The 19,657-nt window shown below is 62.4% G+C and carries 20 protein-coding genes and 1 riboswitch; of the genes, 8 read left to right on the top strand and 12 right to left on the bottom strand.

Annotation, left to right across the window (positions count from 1 at the left end; translation table 11 throughout):
* Positions 1-22: 22 nt before the first annotated feature.
* Complete coding sequence (locus QZ498_RS05450; RefSeq protein WP_294620720.1) at positions 23-805, top strand: EcsC family protein; 783 nt, start codon at positions 23-25, stop codon at positions 803-805.
* Positions 806-927: 122 nt separating this feature from the next.
* Here QZ498_RS05450 and QZ498_RS05445 read toward each other — a convergent pair whose 3' ends face one another.
* From QZ498_RS05445 to QZ498_RS05435, 3 genes are all read right to left on the bottom strand, one after another.
* The gene (locus tag QZ498_RS05445; RefSeq protein ID WP_294620719.1) at positions 928-1,572 is read right to left on the bottom strand and encodes an SDR family NAD(P)-dependent oxidoreductase; all 645 of its coding nucleotides are present in this window, start codon (positions 1,570-1,572) and stop codon (positions 928-930) included.
* Between the two features lie 72 nt (positions 1,573-1,644).
* Complete coding sequence (locus QZ498_RS05440; RefSeq protein ID WP_294620718.1) at positions 1,645-2,100, bottom strand: DUF1178 family protein; 456 nt, start codon at positions 2,098-2,100, stop codon at positions 1,645-1,647.
* 65 nt (positions 2,101-2,165) lie between these two features.
* Positions 2,166-2,648 (bottom strand): NUDIX hydrolase, encoded by a 483-nt coding sequence (locus tag QZ498_RS05435; RefSeq protein WP_294620717.1) that lies wholly within the window; start codon positions 2,646-2,648, stop codon positions 2,166-2,168.
* 208 nt (positions 2,649-2,856) lie between these two features.
* Between QZ498_RS05435 and QZ498_RS05430 the strand changes: the two genes are divergently transcribed.
* The 4 genes from QZ498_RS05430 (at position 2,857) to QZ498_RS05415 (ending at position 5,447) form a co-directional block, all read left to right on the top strand.
* Positions 2,857-3,003: a hypothetical protein gene (locus tag QZ498_RS05430; protein ID WP_294620716.1), complete on the top strand. Its 147-nt coding sequence runs from the start codon at positions 2,857-2,859 to the stop codon at positions 3,001-3,003.
* Complete coding sequence (gene hemP, locus QZ498_RS05425) at positions 3,000-3,164, top strand: hemin uptake protein HemP (protein ID WP_294620715.1); 165 nt, start codon at positions 3,000-3,002, stop codon at positions 3,162-3,164. The genes QZ498_RS05430 and hemP overlap by 4 nt, the downstream gene beginning before the upstream one ends.
* Positions 3,165-3,245: 81 nt before the next feature.
* Complete coding sequence (locus QZ498_RS05420; RefSeq protein WP_294620714.1) at positions 3,246-3,638, top strand: DUF6746 family protein; 393 nt, start codon at positions 3,246-3,248, stop codon at positions 3,636-3,638.
* Positions 3,639-3,779: 141 nt separating this feature from the next.
* Positions 3,780-5,447: an iron ABC transporter permease gene (locus QZ498_RS05415; RefSeq protein ID WP_294620713.1), complete on the top strand. Its 1,668-nt coding sequence runs from the start codon at positions 3,780-3,782 to the stop codon at positions 5,445-5,447.
* Positions 5,448-5,578: 131 nt separating this feature from the next.
* Here QZ498_RS05415 and QZ498_RS05410 read toward each other — a convergent pair whose 3' ends face one another.
* Genes QZ498_RS05410 through QZ498_RS05395 form a run of 4 tightly spaced genes read right to left on the bottom strand, consistent with a single transcriptional unit; the run spans position 5,579 to position 8,656 of the window.
* Positions 5,579-6,328: an ABC transporter permease gene (locus QZ498_RS05410; RefSeq protein ID WP_294620712.1), complete on the bottom strand. Its 750-nt coding sequence runs from the start codon at positions 6,326-6,328 to the stop codon at positions 5,579-5,581.
* Positions 6,328-7,050, bottom strand: coding sequence for an ABC transporter ATP-binding protein (locus tag QZ498_RS05405; protein WP_294620711.1), 723 nt, complete (start codon positions 7,048-7,050; stop codon positions 6,328-6,330). The genes QZ498_RS05410 and QZ498_RS05405 overlap by 1 nt, the downstream gene beginning before the upstream one ends.
* Positions 7,047-7,724 carry a thiaminase II gene (gene tenA / locus QZ498_RS05400; RefSeq protein ID WP_294620710.1) on the bottom strand — a complete coding sequence of 226 codons (678 nt, stop codon included), beginning with the start codon at positions 7,722-7,724 and terminating at the stop codon, positions 7,047-7,049. The genes QZ498_RS05405 and tenA overlap by 4 nt, the downstream gene beginning before the upstream one ends.
* The gene (locus QZ498_RS05395) at positions 7,721-8,656 is read right to left on the bottom strand and encodes an ABC transporter substrate-binding protein (RefSeq protein WP_294620709.1); all 936 of its coding nucleotides are present in this window, start codon (positions 8,654-8,656) and stop codon (positions 7,721-7,723) included. Before QZ498_RS05395 ends, tenA begins: the two co-directional genes overlap by 4 nt.
* 62 nt (positions 8,657-8,718) lie before the next feature.
* A riboswitch (TPP riboswitch) is annotated at positions 8,719-8,825 on the bottom strand.
* 121 nt (positions 8,826-8,946) lie between these two features.
* Here QZ498_RS05395 and QZ498_RS05390 point away from each other — a divergent pair.
* Together QZ498_RS05390 and QZ498_RS05385 are read left to right on the top strand one after the other, a co-directional pair.
* Positions 8,947-9,543, top strand: a complete 597-nt coding sequence (locus tag QZ498_RS05390; protein WP_294620708.1) for a heme NO-binding domain-containing protein — start codon at positions 8,947-8,949, stop codon at positions 9,541-9,543.
* Positions 9,540-10,598: a GGDEF domain-containing protein gene (locus tag QZ498_RS05385; RefSeq protein ID WP_294620707.1), complete on the top strand. Its 1,059-nt coding sequence runs from the start codon at positions 9,540-9,542 to the stop codon at positions 10,596-10,598. The genes QZ498_RS05390 and QZ498_RS05385 overlap by 4 nt, the downstream gene beginning before the upstream one ends.
* Here QZ498_RS05385 and QZ498_RS05380 read toward each other — a convergent pair.
* The 3 genes from QZ498_RS05380 to QZ498_RS05370 all read right to left on the bottom strand — a co-directional run bounded on the left by QZ498_RS05380 (position 10,577) and on the right by QZ498_RS05370 (position 15,135).
* Positions 10,577-11,818, bottom strand: coding sequence for an FAD-binding oxidoreductase (locus QZ498_RS05380; protein WP_294620706.1), 1,242 nt, complete (start codon positions 11,816-11,818; stop codon positions 10,577-10,579). The genes QZ498_RS05385 and QZ498_RS05380 overlap by 22 nt on opposite strands.
* Positions 11,819-11,822: 4 nt before the next feature.
* The gene (locus QZ498_RS05375; protein ID WP_294620705.1) at positions 11,823-14,039 is read right to left on the bottom strand and encodes a TRAP transporter permease; all 2,217 of its coding nucleotides are present in this window, start codon (positions 14,037-14,039) and stop codon (positions 11,823-11,825) included.
* Between the two features lie 85 nt (positions 14,040-14,124).
* A complete protein-coding gene (locus QZ498_RS05370) occupies positions 14,125-15,135 on the bottom strand; it encodes a TAXI family TRAP transporter solute-binding subunit (protein WP_294620704.1) in 1,011 nt (336 codons plus the stop codon).
* A 131-nt stretch (positions 15,136-15,266) separates the two neighbouring features.
* Between QZ498_RS05370 and QZ498_RS05365 the strand changes: the two genes are divergently transcribed.
* Complete coding sequence (locus QZ498_RS05365) at positions 15,267-16,226, top strand: LysR family transcriptional regulator (RefSeq protein WP_294620703.1); 960 nt, start codon at positions 15,267-15,269, stop codon at positions 16,224-16,226.
* Here the strand turns inward: QZ498_RS05365 and QZ498_RS05360 are convergent.
* Both QZ498_RS05360 and QZ498_RS05355 read right to left on the bottom strand, forming a co-directional pair.
* Positions 16,223-18,457, bottom strand: a complete 2,235-nt coding sequence (locus QZ498_RS05360; RefSeq protein WP_294620702.1) for a PAS-domain containing protein — start codon at positions 18,455-18,457, stop codon at positions 16,223-16,225. The two genes, QZ498_RS05365 and QZ498_RS05360, sit on opposite strands and share 4 nt — an antisense overlap.
* Positions 18,438-19,631, bottom strand: coding sequence for an FIST N-terminal domain-containing protein (locus tag QZ498_RS05355; RefSeq protein ID WP_294620701.1), 1,194 nt, complete (start codon positions 19,629-19,631; stop codon positions 18,438-18,440). Before QZ498_RS05355 ends, QZ498_RS05360 begins: the two co-directional genes overlap by 20 nt.
* Positions 19,632-19,657: the final 26 nt, after the last annotated feature.

The raw sequence follows: 19,657 nt of genomic DNA, 5'->3' as shown, positions 1-19,657 counted from the left end.
CTGATCTATAGGGAGGCCAGGTATGGGGGTTTTCGTGGAAATCATCGAAAAACAGATAGATAGCGACGAGGTTGAGCGCCGCTTGCGCGCCTTGGCGCAGGTGCATTCGGGGGCCTCGAACGCCGGCATTCAGTTGCTCAACCTGATTGGCGGGCAGGCCGAAAGCCTGCTGGACCGCTTGCCGCCGCAGGTGCGCGGTCGTTTGGGTGAAGGCACGGAAAACGCCCTGAAAATCGCCATGGAGGCGGCGCATCGGTCGCGTGATGTGGTTGGCGAAAGCCCCGGCTGGATGACCCGAGCGGTGACCACGGCCATGGGGGCCGCAGGCGGCTTTGGCGGGTTGCCAAGCGCCATGGCGGAATTGCCGGTGACAACGACGGTGCTGTTGCGCGCCATTCAGGATGTCGCGGTTGAGCACGGGTTTTCCCCGCATGAACAAGGCGTTCGTCACGACTGCCTACAGGTTTTCGCGGCGGCAGGCCCCTTGGACCATGACGATGGGGCCGATCTGGCTTTCCTTAGCACGCGCATCGCGGTCACCGGGGCCAGTGTGCAGGCGGTGATCGCCCGCGTGGCCCCAAGGCTGGCCACGGTGCTGGGCCAGAAACTGGCGGCGCAGACGGTGCCGATCCTGGGCGCGGCCGCCGGGGCCGCCACGAATTACGCCTATACCAGTTATTATCAGAAGATGGCGCAGGTGCATTTCGGGCTGCGCCGTCTGGCGATTGACGCAGACCGCGATCACGCCGAACTGGTCGAAGAATTCCGCGCGCTTGTGATCCGTTCCCCCATCAAACGGGCCTGAGCGGGGACGCGTGGCCAAGCGTTTTCGAAAACGCTTGAAAGGGGTTTCGAAACCCCTTTTTCGCGCCCTTTGCAAAGGGCGCGGGGCAAGCATTTTCGAAAATGCTTGGCCAGTCTTGCGCCTCAATAGGCATGATCTTCGCCGTCGTAGGTTTTGAAACAGCCGGTGCTTTCAAGGCTGAGCTCGTCGAACCGCTCAATCAAGCCTGCGGCGGAGTCCTCAACCGTGATCGCCGCGGCCTCGCCGCCCATATCCGTCTTCACCCAGCCGGGGTGATAAATGCCCACGGCGATTCCCAAGGGAGCCAGATCCGTGGCAAGGTTCCGCCCGAGGTTCAGCGCGGCAGCCTTGGAGGAGCGGTAGATATAACTCCCGCCCGGGGCGCGGGTATGGCTGGCCATCTGGCTTGAGATGATGGCCAGTTTCGCGCCCGGATCCATTTGCAGGTTGGGCAGGAGCGATTGCACCGTCAGGAAGACACCGGTGACATTGGCGCCGAAGGTATCGGCCCACATTTCAGCGGGGTAGCCAGTGGCGAGGCTTTCGTGCTTGTCGAGGTAGACACCCGCATTGCAGATCAGCAGATCAATCGGCCTGCCGTCCAGTTCGCGCGCAAGAGCGGCTTGGCTGTCGGGGTTCGTCACGTCAAGCATGGCGAACTCTCCGCCGCTGCGCGAGGTACCTGTCACGTCATGGCCTGCGGCGGTGTAGCGTTTGTAGAGTTCGCGGCCGATGCCACGGTTCGCGCCCGTGATGACGATATGCATGTCGCTGGTCCTTTCCGCCTGATGCCAGTGGCGGCCATGCGGCCCTAGGACCGGCAGATTGTCAACCGGCGATCAGTTCGACTTGCGCCCCGGCACGAAGGGCAGGGGGGCCACCGGAACGCCATCTTCGATCAGTTTGCGGGCATCTTCGGGCTTGGCCTCGCCATAAATCGCCCGTTCGGGGGTGAGGCCGTCATGGATATCGCGCGCCTCGCGCACGAAATTCATGCCGACGTAATCGGCGTTGTCCTCGATTTGCTTGCGCAACTCGGTCATGGCCTGTTCGGCGGGATTGGCCGGGGTGCTGAGCGGGCCGGGCGCGTTTTGCGCCGGTGTCGCATCGGGGGCTTTCGCCTTGGATCGGCTGGCTTGCACGCGGGGGGCCATGATCGCCTTGTCCACCTGCGTAGAGCCGCATTGCGTACAAGCGACCATGCCCGCAGCCTTGAGCTTGTCGAAGGCGTCGGAAGATTGGAACCAACTGTCGAACCGGTGGTCGTTCTCGCATTTCAGGGTAAAGTGAATCATCCGCTAACCCGATAGAGCCATCGTGAGAGACTTATGTCTTTGTGTCGATTGATCAAGTGCCGATGTCATGCCTTGCGGGGCAATAGCATGGGGTCGAAATTACGCAGAATTTGCGCCAGTTCCGGCTCGGACACCCGTTGGGCGGCCTTTTTCGGACGCATCCATTTGCGTTTGCGCTGTCCAGCTTCGGGGAAATCCGAGGCCAGCGATTTGACCCGCACCGGGTAGACAAGCGCCACGCAGGGCAGGAATTGCTTGGGGCCCATCCATTTGCGATAGGAATAGAGGCCGAGGCAAAGGTCGATGGGTTTGCCGATCACGCCCGCCTCTTCCCAGGCTTCGGTCATGGCGCTTTGCGCCGGGGTCTTGCCATCCATCGGCCAGCCCTTGGGAATGATCCAGCGGCGCGAGGCGCGGCTGGTGATCATCAGGATTTCGGGTTTGTTCTTGTTCATCCGAAAGCACAGCGCAGCAAACTGCGTGCGCACATCGCTTTTATGCCCGGCACGAAGGGAGATCGGTAATTGTTTAATCGTATGAAGCGTCATCTGGGCCTTTCCCTTGCGCTTCTCTGCTCGAAACATGACCAATTATACTAGATGTCGTGGGTCGATACCAGAATTTTTGACCGAGCATAATTCCGAGTAAAAGAATCAGAATTGACATTTCTTACTGAATTAGTCATGAATTGGACATTGCCCAGCCAACCACTGCGGTCAGCCCGGCGCAGCCTGTGACAGCAACGGGAGACAGCCGATGAGACAGCAGATTTCTTCATCTTATCCTCTCGCTTCGGCGACAGTGCCGAAACGTGAGGGTCTTTTGCAGGAGGCCATCGCCGGCCACTGGCCCGGTGAAACCTGGCTTGAGAAGGTTCTGGACCGGATGGAGGTGCGGCAATGATTCGGGCGCAAAGCAAATCCGAGCCCGAGTTGAGGCCTGACCCCAAATGCCACGATGCCCGCAGCCTGACCATGGGCGGGGCCACGGCGACCATCGTTTTGGATGGCAAGCTCTATACCCTGCGCATTACGCGGGCAGGCAAGCTGATTCTGACAAAGTGACGGTGTTGCAGGCGGCTGAGACAGGTTCGGCGACAATATGCGCCGGGTCGATGTATCCCTGGAAAATCAAAGGATGAAAAGATGATCACAGGATCGACGATACCCGCAACCTCGCGCGTTGCGGTGACGGTTTTTGCGATTGCGCTTGGTGGTGCTCTTGGCGCGCAGGCAAGTGGTGTGGACCATTACGAAGGCGAGCCGTCGGAAACTCTGGAGCAGGCGGTCGAGAATTTCACCACCTATAACGCCAAGCTGACCGAGGTTCTGGAGCGCGATCCGCTGAGCATGGCGGATATCCAGGAGGTGCATGAATACACCTACACGCTGGAGCGCGCCTTGGCGAAGATGCAAGACGAGCTTGGTGATCTGGCGGTGACGCTTGAAGAGGTGCATCAGGCCTCGGAAGGGGAAGATGCGGAGGCCCTACGTGTCGTATCGCAACGCTATCTTCGCGCCGCCGCTCCTCTTGAGTGATCGGTTGGATTGGGGCCGTGCCACCACAGGGCATGGCCCCTGCGCCGTTATGCCGTAGAGTTTTACTCGGGAATGGCTGGAATGCCCGGCGCTTTTGTGGCAGCCATGGCCGGAGCATAATTCTTCTGACGGCACCGGTACATGTCTGAACGCCTTTTACATCGCTTGGCCTGGATCGTGGTGATCCTTTGCGCGGCGCCTATACTGGCGGCGGGCCTTGCCGCGCTGACGGGCGATTGGCAGACGTGGAGCGATGTGCTTGGCCCGGTTCTGCCACGTTATGCGGGGGCGACGCTGGCCCTGGTGGCGATCGTTGGCGTGTCGACCGCGGTGGTGGGCAGTATCACCGCGTGGCTGGTGACGGTCTACCGGTTTCCCGGTGTCCGGCTTCTGGAAGTGGCGCTGGCGCTGCCGCTGGCCTTTCCGGCCTATGTTCTGGCCTATGCCTATACCCATCTGCTGGACCATCCCGGCCCGGTGCAGACGCTTTTGCGCGAGGTGACGGGCTGGGGCCCGCGCGATTATTGGTTTCCCGAGATTCGCAGCCTTGGCGGCGCGGCCCTGATGCTGACCATCGTGCTTTATCCTTATGTCTATCTGCTGGCGCGGGCCTCGTTCAAACAGCAATCCTCGAATGCCTTTCTGGTGGCGCGGACACTGGGCCGGTCGCCCATCCGGGCCTTCTGGCGGGTGGCGCTGCCGATGGCGCGGCCCGCGATTGCCGGGGGGGCGCTTCTGGCGGTGATGGAGACCATCGCGGATTACGGCACGGTGGCCTTCTTCAACGTTCAGACCTTCGCCACCGGCATCTATCAGGCATGGTTTTCGATGGGCGACCGCGGCGCGGCGGCGCAATTGTCGCTGTGCCTTCTGACCTTCGCGCTTTTGCTGGCGGGGTTGGAGCGGGCGCAGCGTGGGCGCGCGCGCACCGCTGGGCGCGGCGCGCGGTTCGAGACCATGGAAAAACCGCGGCTCAAGGGGGCGTCGGGCTGGATCGCCATGCTGATTTGCCTTTTGCCGGTGCTATTGGGCTTTGTGATTCCGGTCGTGATGCTCGGCGTCATGGCCTATGGCTCGGGCCAGAGCCTTTTGTCGGCGCGCTATCTTGGGTTCATGCAGAATTCGGTCACCGTGGCGGCGGTGGCCTCGGTTCTGACGGTCATCGGTGCGGTTCTGATCGGGTTCCGAGCACGCACCAACCCGGGGCGCCGCTCCAAGGCCATGGTGATCGCCGCCGGGCTTGGCTACGCGGTGCCGGGCGGGGTGATCGCGGTGGGGCTGATGGTGCCGATGGCGGCGTTGGACAACCTGATCGACGACATCATGGAGGCCGCCTTCGGTATCGACACCGGATTGCTGATCACCGGGTCGATCTGGCTTATGGTGGTGGCCTACATGGCGCGCTTCATGGCCGCCGCCCTCAATGCCTATGACAGCGGCATGGCGACGGTGCCGGCACATTACGACGCGATAGGCCGGTCGCTGGGACAACCGGGACCGAAACTCTTGTGGCGGGTGCATTTGCCCGTGGCCCGCACCAGCGTCTTGACCGCGCTGTTGATCGTTTTCGTCGATGTGATGAAGGAACTGCCCGCCACGCTGATCCTGCACCCCTTCAACTTCCAGACACTGGCGGTACAGGCGCATAGGCTGGCCTCGGATGAGCGGCTGTCACAGGCGGCGGTCCCTTCGCTGGTGCTGGTGGGCTTTGGCCTGATCCCGGTGGCCCTGTTGTGCCGCACTCTGGGACGCGACAACAGCACGGGCAAGCGCAGCGCCAAGATGGGCACGGCCATCCACGCTGGGTAACGCCCGTTTTCTTCTGTTCAAAAATATCCTGGGGGAGTCGCCCGCAGGGCGGCGGGGGCAAAGCCCCCAACCGTCGCTCAGCAGGCCTTGCGGCCTTTCTCGCGAAGAGGCCCGACAGGGCCGAATGAGCGCTAGGCCCGGTCCAGCCAGCGACGACAGGCGCGGTCGACCCCGGCGTAAACCAGCAAGGTCATCACCGCGAGCGCGATGGTGGTTGCGAACATCAGGTCCACCTTCACCCGGCCAAGCGCCAGCAAGATCAGATACCCAAGGCCTTGCGAGGCGCCGACCCATTCGCTGATGATCACCCCGATGGGCGCATAGACGGCGGCCAGCCGCAGCCCCGAGGCCAGCCCCGGCAGAGCGGCGGGGATGCGGATATGCCGCATCACGCGCCCGCGGCTGGCCCCCATCACGCGGGCCAAGTCCAGCCAGTTTTGTGGCGTACGCATCAGAGCGTCGAAGAAGGCCGATGTGACGGGAAAGTAGATGATCAGCAGTGCCATGATCACCTTGGGCCAGATGCCATATCCCAGCCAAAGGGTCAGGATCGGGGCCAGTACGAACACCGGGATCGCCTGTGAAAACACCATCATCGGACGCAAAAGGGCGGTGGCCAATGGCGAGGCCGCCAAACCGATGGCCGAGAGCGCGCCGAGGCCCGCGCCCAATGCAAGGCCCAAGAGAACTTCGGAGGCCGTGTACCATGTATGGTGCCATATCTGCCCACGCTGGGTGATCAGCGTTTCGGCCACGTCGTAAGGCCCCGGCAGGATATAGGAGGGCGGGGCGGCAAGGCTGACCACCGCCTGCCAGAGGAGGATGGCCAGAAGCGCCGATCCCGCGATTGACGCGCCGGGCGTTTTCCAAAGCCCACGCATCACGCCGCCCTCAGCAGTTGCGCCAAAAGCTCGGCTTGGGTGCGCAGGGTTTCGGGCGCGTCCACGGCACGGGGGATCGCACCGGGCGGAGGCGTCACATCACGCAGGCCGGTTTGCTCCATGACAACGATCTGGTGGCCAAGGCGCGCGGCCTCGCCGGGGTCATGGGTCACCATCAGCACCGTGCGTCCCTCCAACACCTTGCACGCCATATCCTGCATTTCCGCCCGCGTCTTGGCATCGAGTGCCGAAAAGGGTTCGTCCAGCAAAACGACGGGCCGGTCTTCCATCAGCGTGCGCGCCAGCGCCACCCGCTGGCGTTGCCCGCCGGACAAGGCGCCGGGGCGTTTATCTTGGTGGTCCGAGAGGCCGACGCGCGCCAGCACGTCGCGCGCGTGGGTTTTGTCCGGGGTCTCGCCGCGCAGGCGCGCGCCCAGCAGGGTGTTTTCCAGAACCGACAACCACGGCATCAGCAGATCACTTTGCGCCATCAGCGCGATGCGGCCCCGCAGGGGGTCGCCATCGGTCGTGGTGATACGGCCGTCGAATTGTGTCAGCTCATCCAGACCGGCCACCAGCCGCAACAGCGTGGTCTTGCCCACGCCGGACGGGCCAAGCAGGCAGGTCCATTGCCCGGCGGGCACCTCAAGGGTGAGGGGGCCGAACACGGGCGTGTCGCCGAAGGCCGCGCTGCCCGTAAGTGCCAGCCCCGGGGCAGTCATGCGGCCTCCAACCCCATGTCCCAGAAGCCCACCTCAAGGCGGGTCGCGGTGGTGAAACGGTGGCAGAGCGCGGGCCAGCGGGGGCTGTCCTGTGCTGTCGCGCCAAGCCGACGGGTGACGGCGGTGTCGATGAGTGCCCCCACATCGCGGCAGACCTGTTGATAGTCCTCTGCGGCATAGGTGGCGATCCAATCGGTGTAGGCGTCGGATCTGGCCTCGGCCTTCAGGCGCGCGCCAATCTCGCCATAGCCCATGACACACGGGGCGAGGGCGGCCAACAGATCCAGAAAGTCACCAGCGTGTCCGGCATCCAGCACATAGCGCGTATAGGCGATGTTCTGCGGCTTTTCCTCGGCCTCGAACAGGTCTGATTCAGTCAGGCCCAGATCGGCGCAGCTGCGAATGTGCAGCGCCATTTCATCGTTGATGAGCGCATTTACGGTGCCGGCAGCCAGGCGCATTTCATCGACCGTTTCCGCCTTGGTCACCGCCAAGGCCCAAGCGCGGGAGAAATGCACCAGGAACAGGTAATCCTGCACCATGTAGTCAAGGAAGGCCGCGCGCGGCAGGCTTCCGTCGCCCAAGCCCTGAACAAAGCGGTGCCGGGTGTAGGCGGGCCAGTGTTGGCCCGCCGCGTCGCGCCAAAGCGCGAAGGTTTGGCCGTAACCGGTCATTGCGCGGGGTCCGTGGCGATGTCGTCCACCGCTTGTGGCGCGTCAATCAGGCCAGCCTCGGCCAGAAAGGCGCTGAACTCCTTGTAGCGGCCGTGATCGAGTGCTGCGGGACGCAGCGCGAAACGCGGAATCGTGTCGTCCCATGCCATTTCATTCAATTCATCCTGAAGGTCGCTCGAGGTGCCCGAGAAAACCTCCCAAGATTTTTGCGGATGGTTGACGATGTATTGCGTGGCCTTTTCGGTGGCACGCAGGAAGCGGGCGATTTGGTCCATGTCGGCGGTTTCGGGATTGGCGACATAGATCAATTCGTCATAGGCGGGCACGCCCATCTCTTCGAGGTACATGCAGCGGCCCTCGACCTCTTCGAGTTGCATCTGGTTCAGCTCGAAATTGCGGTAGGCCCCGATCACGGCATCGACTTGGCCTGACATCAGCGAGGGCGAGAGCGACCAGTTGACGTTGATCAACTCGATATCGTCGAGGGTCAGTCCCGCATCGGTCAGCAGCGCCGACAAGAGCGCCTCTTCCACGCCCGCGACGGAAAAGCCGACCTTGCCGCCCTTGAGGTCGGCCACTGTTTCGACGGGGCCATCCTCCAACACCAGAAGGCAGTTGAGCGGCGAGGCCACCAATGTGCCAACCCGCTTGAGCGGCAGCCCCTCGGCCACTTGCAGGTGCAGTTGCGGCTGGTAGGAAATCGCCAGATCGGCCTTGCCTGCGGCGGCCATTTTCGGCGGTGCGGAGGGGTCGGCGGGGGCGATCACCTCGACCTCAAGGCCTTCTTCAGCGAAATAGCCGTTTTCCTGCGCCACGATGATCGGGCCGTGGTTGGGATTGACGAACCAATCCAAGACAAGGGTCATCTCGTCCTGTGCCATGGCGGGCAGAGCAGTGAGCAGGCTGGCGGCGAGGGTGAGTGCGGCTTTCATCGTGGCCTCCTTCTTGTGTCAAAGTCAGACGATGAAGGGGGGCGCAAAAAGGGGCTTTACCCCTTGTGTCTTGCTCCGTTCCCTCCGCCGGTACTGACCGGATCAGGTTCGGTGGGTTGGCGCGTAGCCTCTCAGCCCCTCAGTAACGGGGGCACCCCAACGGATACTCGTCACTTAGCAGCGCGTTCCGGCCCCGGCAAGGGCTGCGCGAAATCTGTTTTGGATTTTATATGTTGAGCGGATTTTAACCGGCCTTTGCCCAAGGTGAGCCACCCACGATGGAGAAAACGATGCACGGTTTGGTCAATCGCGCGGTGGAACGCTTTACCCGCGATACATATGGGCGCGAGATGTGGCTTGGGATCATGCAGCGGCTTGACCTCGGATTTGCCGAGTTTGAGGCCATGTTGTCCTATGACGATGAGATCACGCATGAAGTTCTGGGGGAACTCGCGGTTTCGCTGAACAAGCCCATGACCGAGGTGCTTGAGGATATCGGCACCTATCTTGTGTCGCATGGCAATCTTGAGGCGCTGCGACGGTTGCTGCGCTTCGGGGGGACGGATTTCGTCGAGTTCCTGCACTCTCTCGACGATTTGCCGGGGCGGGCGCAGCTTGCCGTGCCGGACTTGTCGCTGCCGACGCTGGAACTGGAGGATCACGCGCGGGATTACTACAGCCTGACGGTGGGCCCGATGGCCGGAGGGCGCATCGCCTTCGGCGCGGTGATGATAGGCTTGTTGCGGGCGATGGCCGATGACTATGGCGCGCTTGTTTTCCTGGATCACAAGGGCAAGCGCGGCAAGGTTGAAATCATCGAGGTGCGGTTGTTGGACGTGGCCTTTGCCAGTGGGCGAGCCTTTGATCTGGGGGCGGCATTGAGATGAGCGAGGGGCATGTGAACACCGCGCTTTACGCGCTTTTGGATACACTCTGCCCGATGCATGCGGTGCTCAATGCCACGGGGCATGTGGTGCATGCCGGGCCGACCTTTGAAAAACTATGTGGCGACACCGCGCCGGAGGGGCGCCGGTTCCTCGAACTGGTGGAATTGAAGCGCCCCAAGCTGGGCGCGGGCATGAAAGACCTGCGGCGCGCCGCAGGCGCGAAACTGCATCTCGAACTGCGCGCCGCGCCGCGCACCGCGCTCAAGGGGGTCTTGGTTGCCTTGCCCGACAGTGGCGCGATAGGGCCCAAAAACGGCGTGATCGTCAATCTGTCTTTCGGGATATCGGTGATGGATGCGGTACGTGACTTCTCCCTGACAAGTGCCGATTTCGCGGCCACCGACCTTGCCATCGAGATGCTGTACCTGATCGAGGCGAAATCGGCGGCAATGGAGGCCTCGCGCAAGCTGAACCTGCGGCTTCAAGGCGCCAAGATTGCCGCGGAGGAGCAGGCCTATACCGATACACTGACTGGCCTCAAAAACCGCCGCGCGATGCAGCCCGTGCTGGACCGGCTGATGGAGACCGAGCGCGATTTCGTGTTGATGAACCTTGATCTGGACTATTTCAAATCGGTCAACGATACGCTGGGCCACGCGGCGGGGGATCATGTGCTGCAACAGGTCGCGCGCCGAATGGTGAGCGAGACGCGCAGCGGGGATACGATCATCCGCACGGGCGGGGATGAGTTCGTCTTGATCTTTGCCGGGCTGACCGACCGCGACCGCGTGGCCGAGATTGCCGGACGGTTGATCGCGCGGCTGGAGCGGCCCATCCCCTTTGGCGATGAGGAATGTCGGATTTCCGCCAGCATCGGAGCGAGCCTGAGTTGCGATTATGCGCAGGTCGATCTCGACCAGATGATGCAGGACGCCGATTGCGCGCTATATGTGGCCAAGGATCAGGGCCGTGGACGGCATGTGACCTTTGACAAGATGATGCGTCTGGCCCGGGATATGAAAGGCCCGATCCCTCAAAACCGCGATGCGCGATAGGCCGCGATCGGAGTATTGGGGCGGACGCCTGTCAGGTGATCCGCCAAGACCTCGCCGGATTTCGGGGCCATCATCAGGCCATAGTGCGAATGGCCAAAGCAAAAGTGCAGCCCCTTGTGCCGCTCGGACGGGCCAAGCACCGGCAAGCTGTCGGGGAAGGACGGGCGGCGGCCCATCCAGAAACGCGTGTCTTCAACGTTGAGGTCGGGGAAAACCGACTTGGCCTGTCGCGCAAGAATGGCTTGCCGCCTTTGATCGGGGGGCGCATCGGCGCGACCGAACTCGGCCTGCCCGGCAATCCGCACGCCGCCTTCCATGCTCGAGGCGACGAATTTGCCGTCCATGTCCATGATCGAGTTCGCAAGGCTGATGCCCGGGTTCGCGCATTCGATGTGGTAGCCACGTTCGGCCATCAGCGGCAGCCGATATCCCAGCGGCCGAAGCAGGGCCGCCGACCATGCGCCCATGGCGATCACGACGTGTGGCGTGTCATAGGTTCGGTCGCGCCCGGCGATTGCCCAGCCGTCAGTCGTTGGCGTGAGCGCGCGCACCTCGTCGCAGATGATCCGGGCACCCATCGCCCGGGCCTTCTCGGCCAAGACCTGCCCCATGCGCCCGGGATTGATGCAGCGTGCCTGCGCCCCGATGGTGATGCCGGCGCGGTAGACCGGTCCGATGGCGGGTTCCAATCGCTTGAGGGCGGCGTGGTCCACCACATCCATGGGCGCGCCTTTCTCGGCGCGAATACGGTAGCCAAGGCTTTCGAAGGCATCGCGCGCCGCGGCGTCATCGCGAAAGGCGTGAATGTAATGGCTGTCCCGGATCAGGGCCTCGTGGCCTGTCCCCGAAAGATGGCGGCGGTACAGGTCAACCGACGGGGCACACAGGTGGTCCATCGCATCGGCCGCACCGCGCATTTTTTCTTCGGTGCCGAAAGACAAAAGGCGCAGGCCCCACGGGATCATTCGGGGCCAGGTGTCGGCGCGCACTGCAAGTGGTTTGTTGCGCGACAAAAGCATCCCCGGCAAGGCCCGCCACAGGCCCGGGGCAGATTGCGGGATGATCGACCACGGCGAGATCACCCCGGCGTTGCCGAAGGATGTTTCCTGCCCCGGCTCACCCCGGTCGATCAGGCGCACCCGCTGCCCACGTTCAAGCAAAGAGAGCGCGGCGCAGATACCGACGATACCGGCGCCCAGAATGGTCACGTCATCTGCCACGGGGCTAGCCCGTCGCGGGTGCCGCACGGCGGCGGGCGATGACCTGGCTCAGGATCACCGGCGAGGCGATCACCAAGGCCACCAAATCGGCCTGCAAGGAGGGCGCGATAAAGATCAACCCCGAGATCGCCAGAAGCCACCGCGACAGCGCCCCCATCGGCGCCAGCCAGTAGCCGACCACCGCCGCCGAGAGCGAGATCACCCCGACGATGCAGCTTGTGGCGGTATAGCTGAACTCCCACAAATCAAAGCCGGTTTCCGACACGAACAGCAGCACCGGCGCATAGACGAAGGCCATCGGCGCCAGCACCTTGCCCAGGCCAAGCGTGAAGGCGGAAATCCCGGTCCGGAAGGGGTTCGAGTTGGCAATCGCCGAGGCCGCATAGGCAGAGGTGCAGACCGGCGGCGTGATCTCTGCCACCACGCCATAGTAAAGCACGAACATGTGGCTCGCGATGGGCGGGATGCCCAGTTGCGCCAGCGCCGGTTGGGCGACCGAGACCAGCATGATGTAAAGCGCCGTGGTCGGGATGCCCGCGCCCATCAGGATACAGGCCAGCGCAATGAAGACGAGGCTGATAAAGAGCGTCAGGTCCGAGATCGAGAACAGCTCGAAGGTGCCATAGGTGAACAGCCAATGCAGGTCCGTGCCAAGGGCGGTCGCCGCTTGCGTCACCATGAAGCCGATGCGGAAACCCACGCCGGTCGTATTGATCACCCCGATCACGATGCCGACGGCGGCCGAGGCCGCACCGACGGCGAGGGCGTATTTCACGCCGGTCTCGAAGGTATCGGCCATCTCGCCCAAGGTGATGCGGCGTTGCGGGTTGAAACAGGCAATGACGCTGCCCGCGATCAGCATGAGCGACATCGACAAATCAAACCCGCCGCCCATGTATTTCCAGATCACGAAAGCGATGAAACCCATGGCATAGATCAGGCTCAATGGCTCTTTGATCCGGCTCATCCCCGCGATCAGCGACAGGGAAATGCCACAGAAGGCCGACATGAAAGGCGTGTAGCCCGAAAACAGCACCAAAAGCAGGCCGATCAGCGGCACGATATTGGCCCAGCCATCGCGCCAGACGGCGGCGAATTGCGGCAGCTTGTCCTTGGCCAACCCTTGCAGGTTCAACCGCCGCGCCATCAGGTGGACAACGGCAAACACGCCCACGTAGTGCAGCAGTGCCGGGAAGATCGCCGCAATGACGATGGTGGTATAGGGCAGCTCCAGAAACTCGGCCATGATGAAGGCCGCCGCCCCCATGATCGGTGGGGTGATCTGGCCGCCGGCCGAGGCCGCAGCCTCGACCCCGCCGGCGAAATGGCCGGGGTATCCCAGCCGCTTCATGTTGGGGATGGTCAGGGCACCCGTCGAGACGGTGTTGGCCACCGAAGAGCCCGAGATCGTGCCGAAAAAGGCCGAGGACACAACCGAGACCTTGGCCGGCCCGCCGGTATAGCGGCCTGCAAGGATCGTCGCGTTGTCGATGAAAAGCTGGCCCAGCCCGGTGCGCTGGGCAATCACGCCAAAGAGAACGAAGTGGAAAACGATGGTCGAGACCACCCAAAGCGTGACGCCAAAGATGCCTTCCTGCGGGAAATACATCGACGAGACGAAGGTTCTGAACTTCACGCCCGGATGCTGAAGGATGCCGGGAAAGATCGGCCCGAAAAGGGCATAGCACATAAAGAGGCAGATGATCAGCGGCAGCACCCAGCCCAGCGTGCGGCGCGCGATGTCCAGCACCAGCACGATCAGGATACAGCCAAAGACCATGTCGTAATTGTTCGGGTTGCCCATGCGGAAGGTCTGTTCCTCGATCCCGAGAAACTCGATCCCGCGCCATGCAAGGCCCAGATAGAGGGCTGAGGCCACGCCAAGAACCATGGCGATGATATCGAGGACCGGAACACCGCCAATTCGTAGTCCCCCGGTTTTCAGATCAAAGGCCGAGGAGGTTTTGAACAGCGGGAAGAAGGCATAGGTCAGGATAAAGAGCCCCGACAGGTGCCAGCCCATGTGCCAGAAATCGGGCGGCAGGGCAAAGCCCGCCGTAAGGTAGTGATAGACCGCAAAGGCCAAGGCGACATAGCGCAGGAAGGCGGCAAAGCCGGGGGCCACGGTGCGCGTGGCGGCACCTTCGTCATACTTGCGTTCGATATCCTTGAGGTCGTCGGCGCTCAGGTCGCTTGACGCCTCGTTCTGTCCCTCGGCCATGGTGCCCCCCGTATTTTTGTTTTGCCGGATGCAAAAGGGGGCGGCGACGGGGCCGCCCCCTTGGCTGTCTCAAAGCGGCGCCGGATTACTCCAGCAGGCCCGCTTCCTTGTAGAACCTTTCGGCGCCCGGATGCAGCGGCACGCCCAGAGCCATCACACCGTCCAGCGCGGTGTCGGGCGTGATTTGCTTGCCCTTGGCATGACCATTGTCCAGCAGCTTGCGGGTGTTGTCGTTCCACAGCGCCTTGGTGATGCCATAGACCAGTTCCTCGTCGAGATCCGAGGACACGTTCAACAGCGCCGAAACGGCGGGGGTTTTCACCTCGTAATCAATGCCTTCATAGACACCGGCCGGGATCGACGAGGGGATATAGGCGGGCACCGCCTCGTTGATGATGGCAAGGTCTTCGTCCGAGAAGCTGTGCAATTCCATCCCCTTGGTGGTGGCCAGTTGCACCATGGCGGAAACCGGCCAGCCCGCGGCGTAGAAATAGGCGTCAAGCTGACCATCGGCGAGGCGTTCGGCAGATTGCGAGTTGTTCAATTCGGCCTCTTCGATGTTGTCGCGGGTGATGCCCCATTTCTCAAGCATCTGAAGCACGGCCACCTGCGTGCCCGATCCGGCCTGTGCGATGCCCACGCGCTTGCCTTCCAAGTCGGCAAGGCTGTCGATGCTTTGCCCCTTGGGCAGCACAAGGTGCAGGTCTTCGGGATAAAGGTTGGCGACGATCCGCAGCTTTTCATGCGGCTTGCCCTCGAACTTGCCGCTGCCCATGTACATCGAACGGGTCACGTCGGCGGCGGCCATGCCGGCCTCAAGCTCGCCGTTTTGCACGGCGGTGTTGTTGAAGACCGAGGCGGTGGTCGATTGCGCGATGGCGATCAGGCCCGGCACACCGCATTGCCCGCCTTCGTCACAGGGACGCGAGCCGGGAGGGGCGGAAATACCGTTGGCGATGGTGCCGCCGATGGGGAAATAGGTGCCCCCGGCGCTGCCGGTTCCGATTCGGAAAAAGGTCGGCTCTTGAGCAAGCGCGGTGCCTGCCCCAAGGCTCAGCGCAAGCGCCGCACCAGTTATTTTCTTGAGTAATGTCATATGGATAACTCCCCGTTTTTGGTGGTTGAACCGTGGCGTTTCTCGCCACTTGCCCTTGAGCGTAACAGAGGAATAGATTTACACAAATTTGAATAACTTTTATTATTCATAGGTTTCTTAATGGAATTGCCATGAATCTTACGCAACTCTCGGCCTTTCGCGCGGTGATGACCTCGGCCTCGCTGTCGGATGCGGCGCGCAAGCTGGGCCGGACGCAGCCCGCGGTCAGTCTTGCGATACGCTCGCTGGAAGACACGCTTGGCATGAAGCTGTTCGAGCGGCGAGGCCGACAGTTGGTGCCGGTCCCCGAAGCGCAATACCTTCTGGTCGAGGCCGAGCGGGTGCTGGACCGTCTCAACACGGTGTCGCGCACCATGAAAAGCCTTGCCGCCGGGCGTGCGGGGTCCTTGCGCGTCTCGGCCATGCCGGGGCCGTCGTCCTTCCTGTTTCCGCGCTTCGTCGCCGATTGGCTGGGCGACAGCGGGGAGTTTGATGTGAGCATCACCTCGCGCAGTTCGATGCAGATCGAGGAATTGGTGCGCACGCAAAGCATTGATTTCGGGTTTTGCGACGCGCCGACCGCCACGGGGCGCGACGCGCAGTACCACACCGAGCAGATCACTGCGGAAAGTTTCGTGGCGCTTCCCGCGTCGCATGAACTGGCCGGGTGCTCTGAGCTTGCATTGGAGGATCTGGCAGGCCGGCCATTGGGCGCGCTGCAAGCGGGCCATGCCCACCGCGAGCGCATTGTCGAGCGGTTTCAGCGCGAAGGCTTGCCGCTTGCCGTATCCGTTGAAAGCCAGACCTTTTCGCCGCTTCTGCACTTTGTGCGCACCGGGCGGTGCCTTGCGATCGTCGGGCCCTTGGCCGTGGTTTCGGAGCGGATCACCCAAAATCTCAAAGGCGAGGTGGTGTTTCGGCCCTTGAAGGACGCCCCGCGCTATGAATATGCGATCCTGACCCCGATGTTGCGGCCCCTTAGCCAAGTGGCGCTGGCGCTCAAATCCGCTTGGCGGTCGGCCCTGATGACGCATCTCGAAGACATCGGATCACGTCCGAAAATCGAAAATCGCGGGGCGGGGCCACATTAGGGCATCGGAACCGCTGGCGGCTCCTGACCCGAGGCACAGTTCAACAAGAAGGTCAGCAGCTTGTTGGTGTCGATAGGTTTATGGATCAGGGTAAAGCCCCGGCTGCCACAGGTTTCGGCCAATTCAATGGAGCGATCCGCCGAAATGATACAGACGGGCAGGGGGCCGAACTCGGCGCTGATATGGCTGGCCGCATCGGTGCCAAGGCGGGCATTGTCCAACTGGTAGTCGGCGATGATGACATCGGGGGCGACACCGATTTCGCGCAACAGCGTGCTGGCCTCGTGCTCGTTTTTGCAGTCGAGAACCTGAATGCCCCATGTCTCAAGCATCATCGTCAATGCGGCGCGCATGCTGTCTTCGTTTTCCACCACCAACGCGATCAGGCTTTGCAGGTCCCGGTCCCTGGCGCTTGTCTGGGTTTCAAGGCCGGTGCTGATCGGGCCGGTGGTGCGGGCCAGCGGAACCTGAACAGAAAAGACCGAGCCGCGCCCGCTTTCCGAGCGCAGGTCCAGCGAGTGGTCCAGAAGTGTGCAGGCGCGCTCGACTATGGCAAGGCCAAGGCCCATGCCTTCGGCCGCACTGGCGGCGGCTTCCAGACGTTGAAACTCCTGGAAAATGGTTTCGCGTGCCGCTTCGGGGATGCCGGGGCCGGTATCCCATACCTCGATGGCCAGATGATCGCCCCGGCGGCGCGTGCCGATGAGGACCCGACCTTCATCGGTATAGCGGATCGCGTTCGAGATCAGGTTTTGCAGAATGCGCCGCAGATAGGTCGGATCGCTTTGCACAAGCGCCGCACTGGGGAGGATGCGCAAATCCAGACCCTTGGCTTGTGCGGCGGGGCCGAAGGCATCGCCCAGTTGCGAGAGCATCGGGCCAAGAGGCACGGCCGAGATGTGAACCGAGGCCCGGCCGGAATCCAGCTTCGAGATATCCAGCAGAGCTTCGAGAATATGTTCGACGCTACCCAATGCGCTGCTCGCCTTGGTGGCCACGCTGCGGGCGGTTTCGGATTCGGCGTTGCTTCCAAGGGTGGCGACGTAAAGTTTGGCCGCCGAGAGCGGTTGCAGCAGGTCGTGGCTGGCCGCCGCGACAAAGCGCGACTTGGTGGCATTGGCGCGTTCGGCATCCTTGAGGGCGTCGGCCAGTTCCTCGGTACGGTCGGCGACCCGCTGTTCGAGTTGTTCCTTGGCTTCGATGATCGCCTGCGCCGCCTGTCGTTCGGCGGTGACATCGGTAAAGGAAATCACGAAACCACGGTCCGGCATTTCCTGCGCAAAAACCGACAGGATATGCGAGCGGCCCCGGTGAATCTCGAAGCTGAGCGGTGGGCGCGCGCCTTCGCTGCCCACCCAGGCTTCGATGTCCTCGGCGCTCATCCCGTCGGTGAAGGTGATATCCGCACGGAACCGATTGAGGAGCGTGCCAAATTGCGCCCCCATCTGGAAACGGGCGGCGGGCAGGGCCAAAAGTTCGCTCGCGCGTTTGTTCCACCCCACCAGCCGCAGCTTGCTGTCGAAGATGCAAAGCCCTTGGTCGATATGCTCCAGCGTGGCGCGGATCAGGCGGGCCTGATCGTCGAGGACACGGTCGCGCTCCTGCCGTTCCATGCGCATGATATCTGTCACATCGGTCTGCAAGATCACCGTGCCACCATCCGGCGTGCGGTGTTCCGAAACCTGCACCCAGCGGTTCCAGATCATGCGCACATTGAAGATCACATGCTCGTCCGAATGCCGCGCCATGCGCCGTTGCGACCATTCTTGCGGCGTTTCCGTTTCCGGCAGGGACAGGTGCTTGGATTGGCTAACCAATTCGACATACTGCGTGAAGGTCAGCCCGGGAACCAGCGCGCTGCGGATGTCGGGCATGTGCATGCCGAAACGGCTGTTGCACATGACAAGCTCTTCATCGGCATTGAACAGGGCAAAGCCCTCCTGCACCGTCTCGATCGCATTGGCGAGGTTCGAGCGCGCGGCCTCGGTCTCGCGGTTGGCTTGGGCCAGTCGCGCGTTCGACTCGTTCAAAAGGTCAAGCGCACGTTCCAGTTCAAGCGTCCGCGCGCGCACCTCCTGTTCCAGCATCGCGGCGCGTTGAAACTGCGCATAGGCCGCGCCCGAGGCATCGGTGGATTCCTCGACCCGCCGCATGAGCGACTCGGCGATCTTGAGCAGCTTCTCGTTCTGCCGCTCTAGCGGATCGTTGGGATCAATCAGCGATGGTGTCATGCGCTTTTTCATCCTCGGGCGGGTAGATCGCCACGCCTGTCAGGGTCTGGTTGACGTGGATCGAATTGAATTGCTCGCCATAGGTGGAAAAGCCCACCACGCGGTTATTGGCAAGAATATCGGACAGCGCCACGGTCATTTGTTTTTCCTGCGCTTCCATGCGGCGCAGGATGCAATCGCAACCAAGGATCGTGTCCGGCGTTGCAGATTTGGTGAGGGCGGTCATTTCCTGTTCAAGGTGGTCGACCATGTTGCGCGGCTCGGCCAATGTCAAAACAAGCCCTTCGTCGATCGCCGAGAAAAACACCAGATCGCCATTGTCGGCCACCTGTTGGATGGCGCGGACGTGGTGCTGTCCGCCGATTTGCACCACCACCGGATGCGCGGCGAAGGTGAAGGTGGTCAGTTGCTCGGGGTCCTTGCCCAGAATACGGGCATATTCGCGGGCCGCCGGTTCGGCGTTGATCTCACGCACGATGCGGCGGCCGGGGTCGGCATCGGTGACGACCATGCGCTGCGATGAGGGAACAAGATGGTCGGATTTGAACACCTTGATCGGGCAGCGCGTGCGCACCTGCGTCAGGATCGCGGCGTTTTCATATGCCTGCCCCGCATAAAGCACATATGTATGTTCAAACCGCGTGCCATCGCCCGCCGAGCCGCCGAACAAGGGCACCGGACCAAGGCCAACGGCCAGTTCCGAGGTCAGGGCATCTTCCTTGGTCGATAGCCCGTCGATCATGAGAAAGGTAAATTCATGATGCCAGTCGGGAACGTCGTCCATCATGGCGTTGCGGTTGCGGATCATCTCGTCGATCAGGTCTTGCGCATCGAACCTGTCCAAATTCGGGACCAACCGTGTTTTTGCCCGGAAATGCGACTTGGGCAGGCCCATGGCGACGATCTGATCTTCGGTATAGCCTGCGCCTGTCAATTCCCCGGCGGTGGTGCAGCCGACCACCGGTGTCGGGGCAAAACCCGCCGCGGCCTGGGCGATGACCTCTGCCGCATTGGCGCTTGAGGTGACAAAGAGGATGATCAGGGCCATGGGGTCATCGCCCATCGCCCGCAACAATTCGCCCGCCCAGTCGGCGGTGTCATAAGAAACGCAAGCTGTCCGGACAATGCCGGGGACACGACCGCAGGTCGCGTTCAGGCCAATTGCCTGCTCCATCGTGCTCCCTCCCTAAAAGCGCGACG

The sequence above is a fragment of the uncultured Roseovarius sp. genome, assembly GCF_913057115.1.
Lineage (GTDB): Bacteria > Pseudomonadota > Alphaproteobacteria > Rhodobacterales > Rhodobacteraceae > Roseovarius.
Note: the sequence above shows the minus strand (reverse complement) of the source record. Positions and strands in the feature narration are given on the sequence as shown.

What these genes read in the sequence shown, in the direction of transcription:
- QZ498_RS05410 (WP_294620712.1), bottom strand. Translation starts at nt 6,328, where the DNA reads ATGCGTGGGCTTTGGAAAACGCCCGGCGCGTCAATCGCGGGATCGGCG.
- QZ498_RS05435 (WP_294620717.1), bottom strand. Translation starts at nt 2,648, where the DNA reads ATGACGCTTCATACGATTAAACAATTACCGATCTCCCTTCGTGCCGGG.
- QZ498_RS05395 (WP_294620709.1), bottom strand. Translation starts at nt 8,656, where the DNA reads ATGAAAGCCGCACTCACCCTCGCCGCCAGCCTGCTCACTGCTCTGCCC.
- QZ498_RS05430 (WP_294620716.1), top strand. Translation starts at nt 2,857, where the DNA reads ATGAGACAGCAGATTTCTTCATCTTATCCTCTCGCTTCGGCGACAGTG.
- QZ498_RS05445 (WP_294620719.1), bottom strand. Translation starts at nt 1,572, where the DNA reads ATGCATATCGTCATCACGGGCGCGAACCGTGGCATCGGCCGCGAACTC.
- QZ498_RS05375 (WP_294620705.1), bottom strand. Translation starts at nt 14,039, where the DNA reads ATGGCCGAGGGACAGAACGAGGCGTCAAGCGACCTGAGCGCCGACGAC.
- QZ498_RS05450 (WP_294620720.1), top strand. Translation starts at nt 23, where the DNA reads ATGGGGGTTTTCGTGGAAATCATCGAAAAACAGATAGATAGCGACGAG.
- QZ498_RS05440 (WP_294620718.1), bottom strand. Translation starts at nt 2,100, where the DNA reads ATGATTCACTTTACCCTGAAATGCGAGAACGACCACCGGTTCGACAGT.
- QZ498_RS05420 (WP_294620714.1), top strand. Translation starts at nt 3,246, where the DNA reads ATGATCACAGGATCGACGATACCCGCAACCTCGCGCGTTGCGGTGACG.
- hemP (WP_294620715.1), top strand. Translation starts at nt 3,000, where the DNA reads ATGATTCGGGCGCAAAGCAAATCCGAGCCCGAGTTGAGGCCTGACCCC.
- QZ498_RS05355 (WP_294620701.1), bottom strand. Translation starts at nt 19,631, where the DNA reads ATGGAGCAGGCAATTGGCCTGAACGCGACCTGCGGTCGTGTCCCCGGC.
- tenA (WP_294620710.1), bottom strand. Translation starts at nt 7,724, where the DNA reads ATGACCGGTTACGGCCAAACCTTCGCGCTTTGGCGCGACGCGGCGGGC.
- QZ498_RS05385 (WP_294620707.1), top strand. Translation starts at nt 9,540, where the DNA reads ATGAGCGAGGGGCATGTGAACACCGCGCTTTACGCGCTTTTGGATACA.
- QZ498_RS05415 (WP_294620713.1), top strand. Translation starts at nt 3,780, where the DNA reads ATGTCTGAACGCCTTTTACATCGCTTGGCCTGGATCGTGGTGATCCTT.
- QZ498_RS05360 (WP_294620702.1), bottom strand. Translation starts at nt 18,457, where the DNA reads ATGACACCATCGCTGATTGATCCCAACGATCCGCTAGAGCGGCAGAAC.
- QZ498_RS05370 (WP_294620704.1), bottom strand. Translation starts at nt 15,135, where the DNA reads ATGACATTACTCAAGAAAATAACTGGTGCGGCGCTTGCGCTGAGCCTT.
- QZ498_RS05365 (WP_294620703.1), top strand. Translation starts at nt 15,267, where the DNA reads ATGAATCTTACGCAACTCTCGGCCTTTCGCGCGGTGATGACCTCGGCC.
- QZ498_RS05390 (WP_294620708.1), top strand. Translation starts at nt 8,947, where the DNA reads ATGCACGGTTTGGTCAATCGCGCGGTGGAACGCTTTACCCGCGATACA.
- QZ498_RS05405 (WP_294620711.1), bottom strand. Translation starts at nt 7,050, where the DNA reads ATGACTGCCCCGGGGCTGGCACTTACGGGCAGCGCGGCCTTCGGCGAC.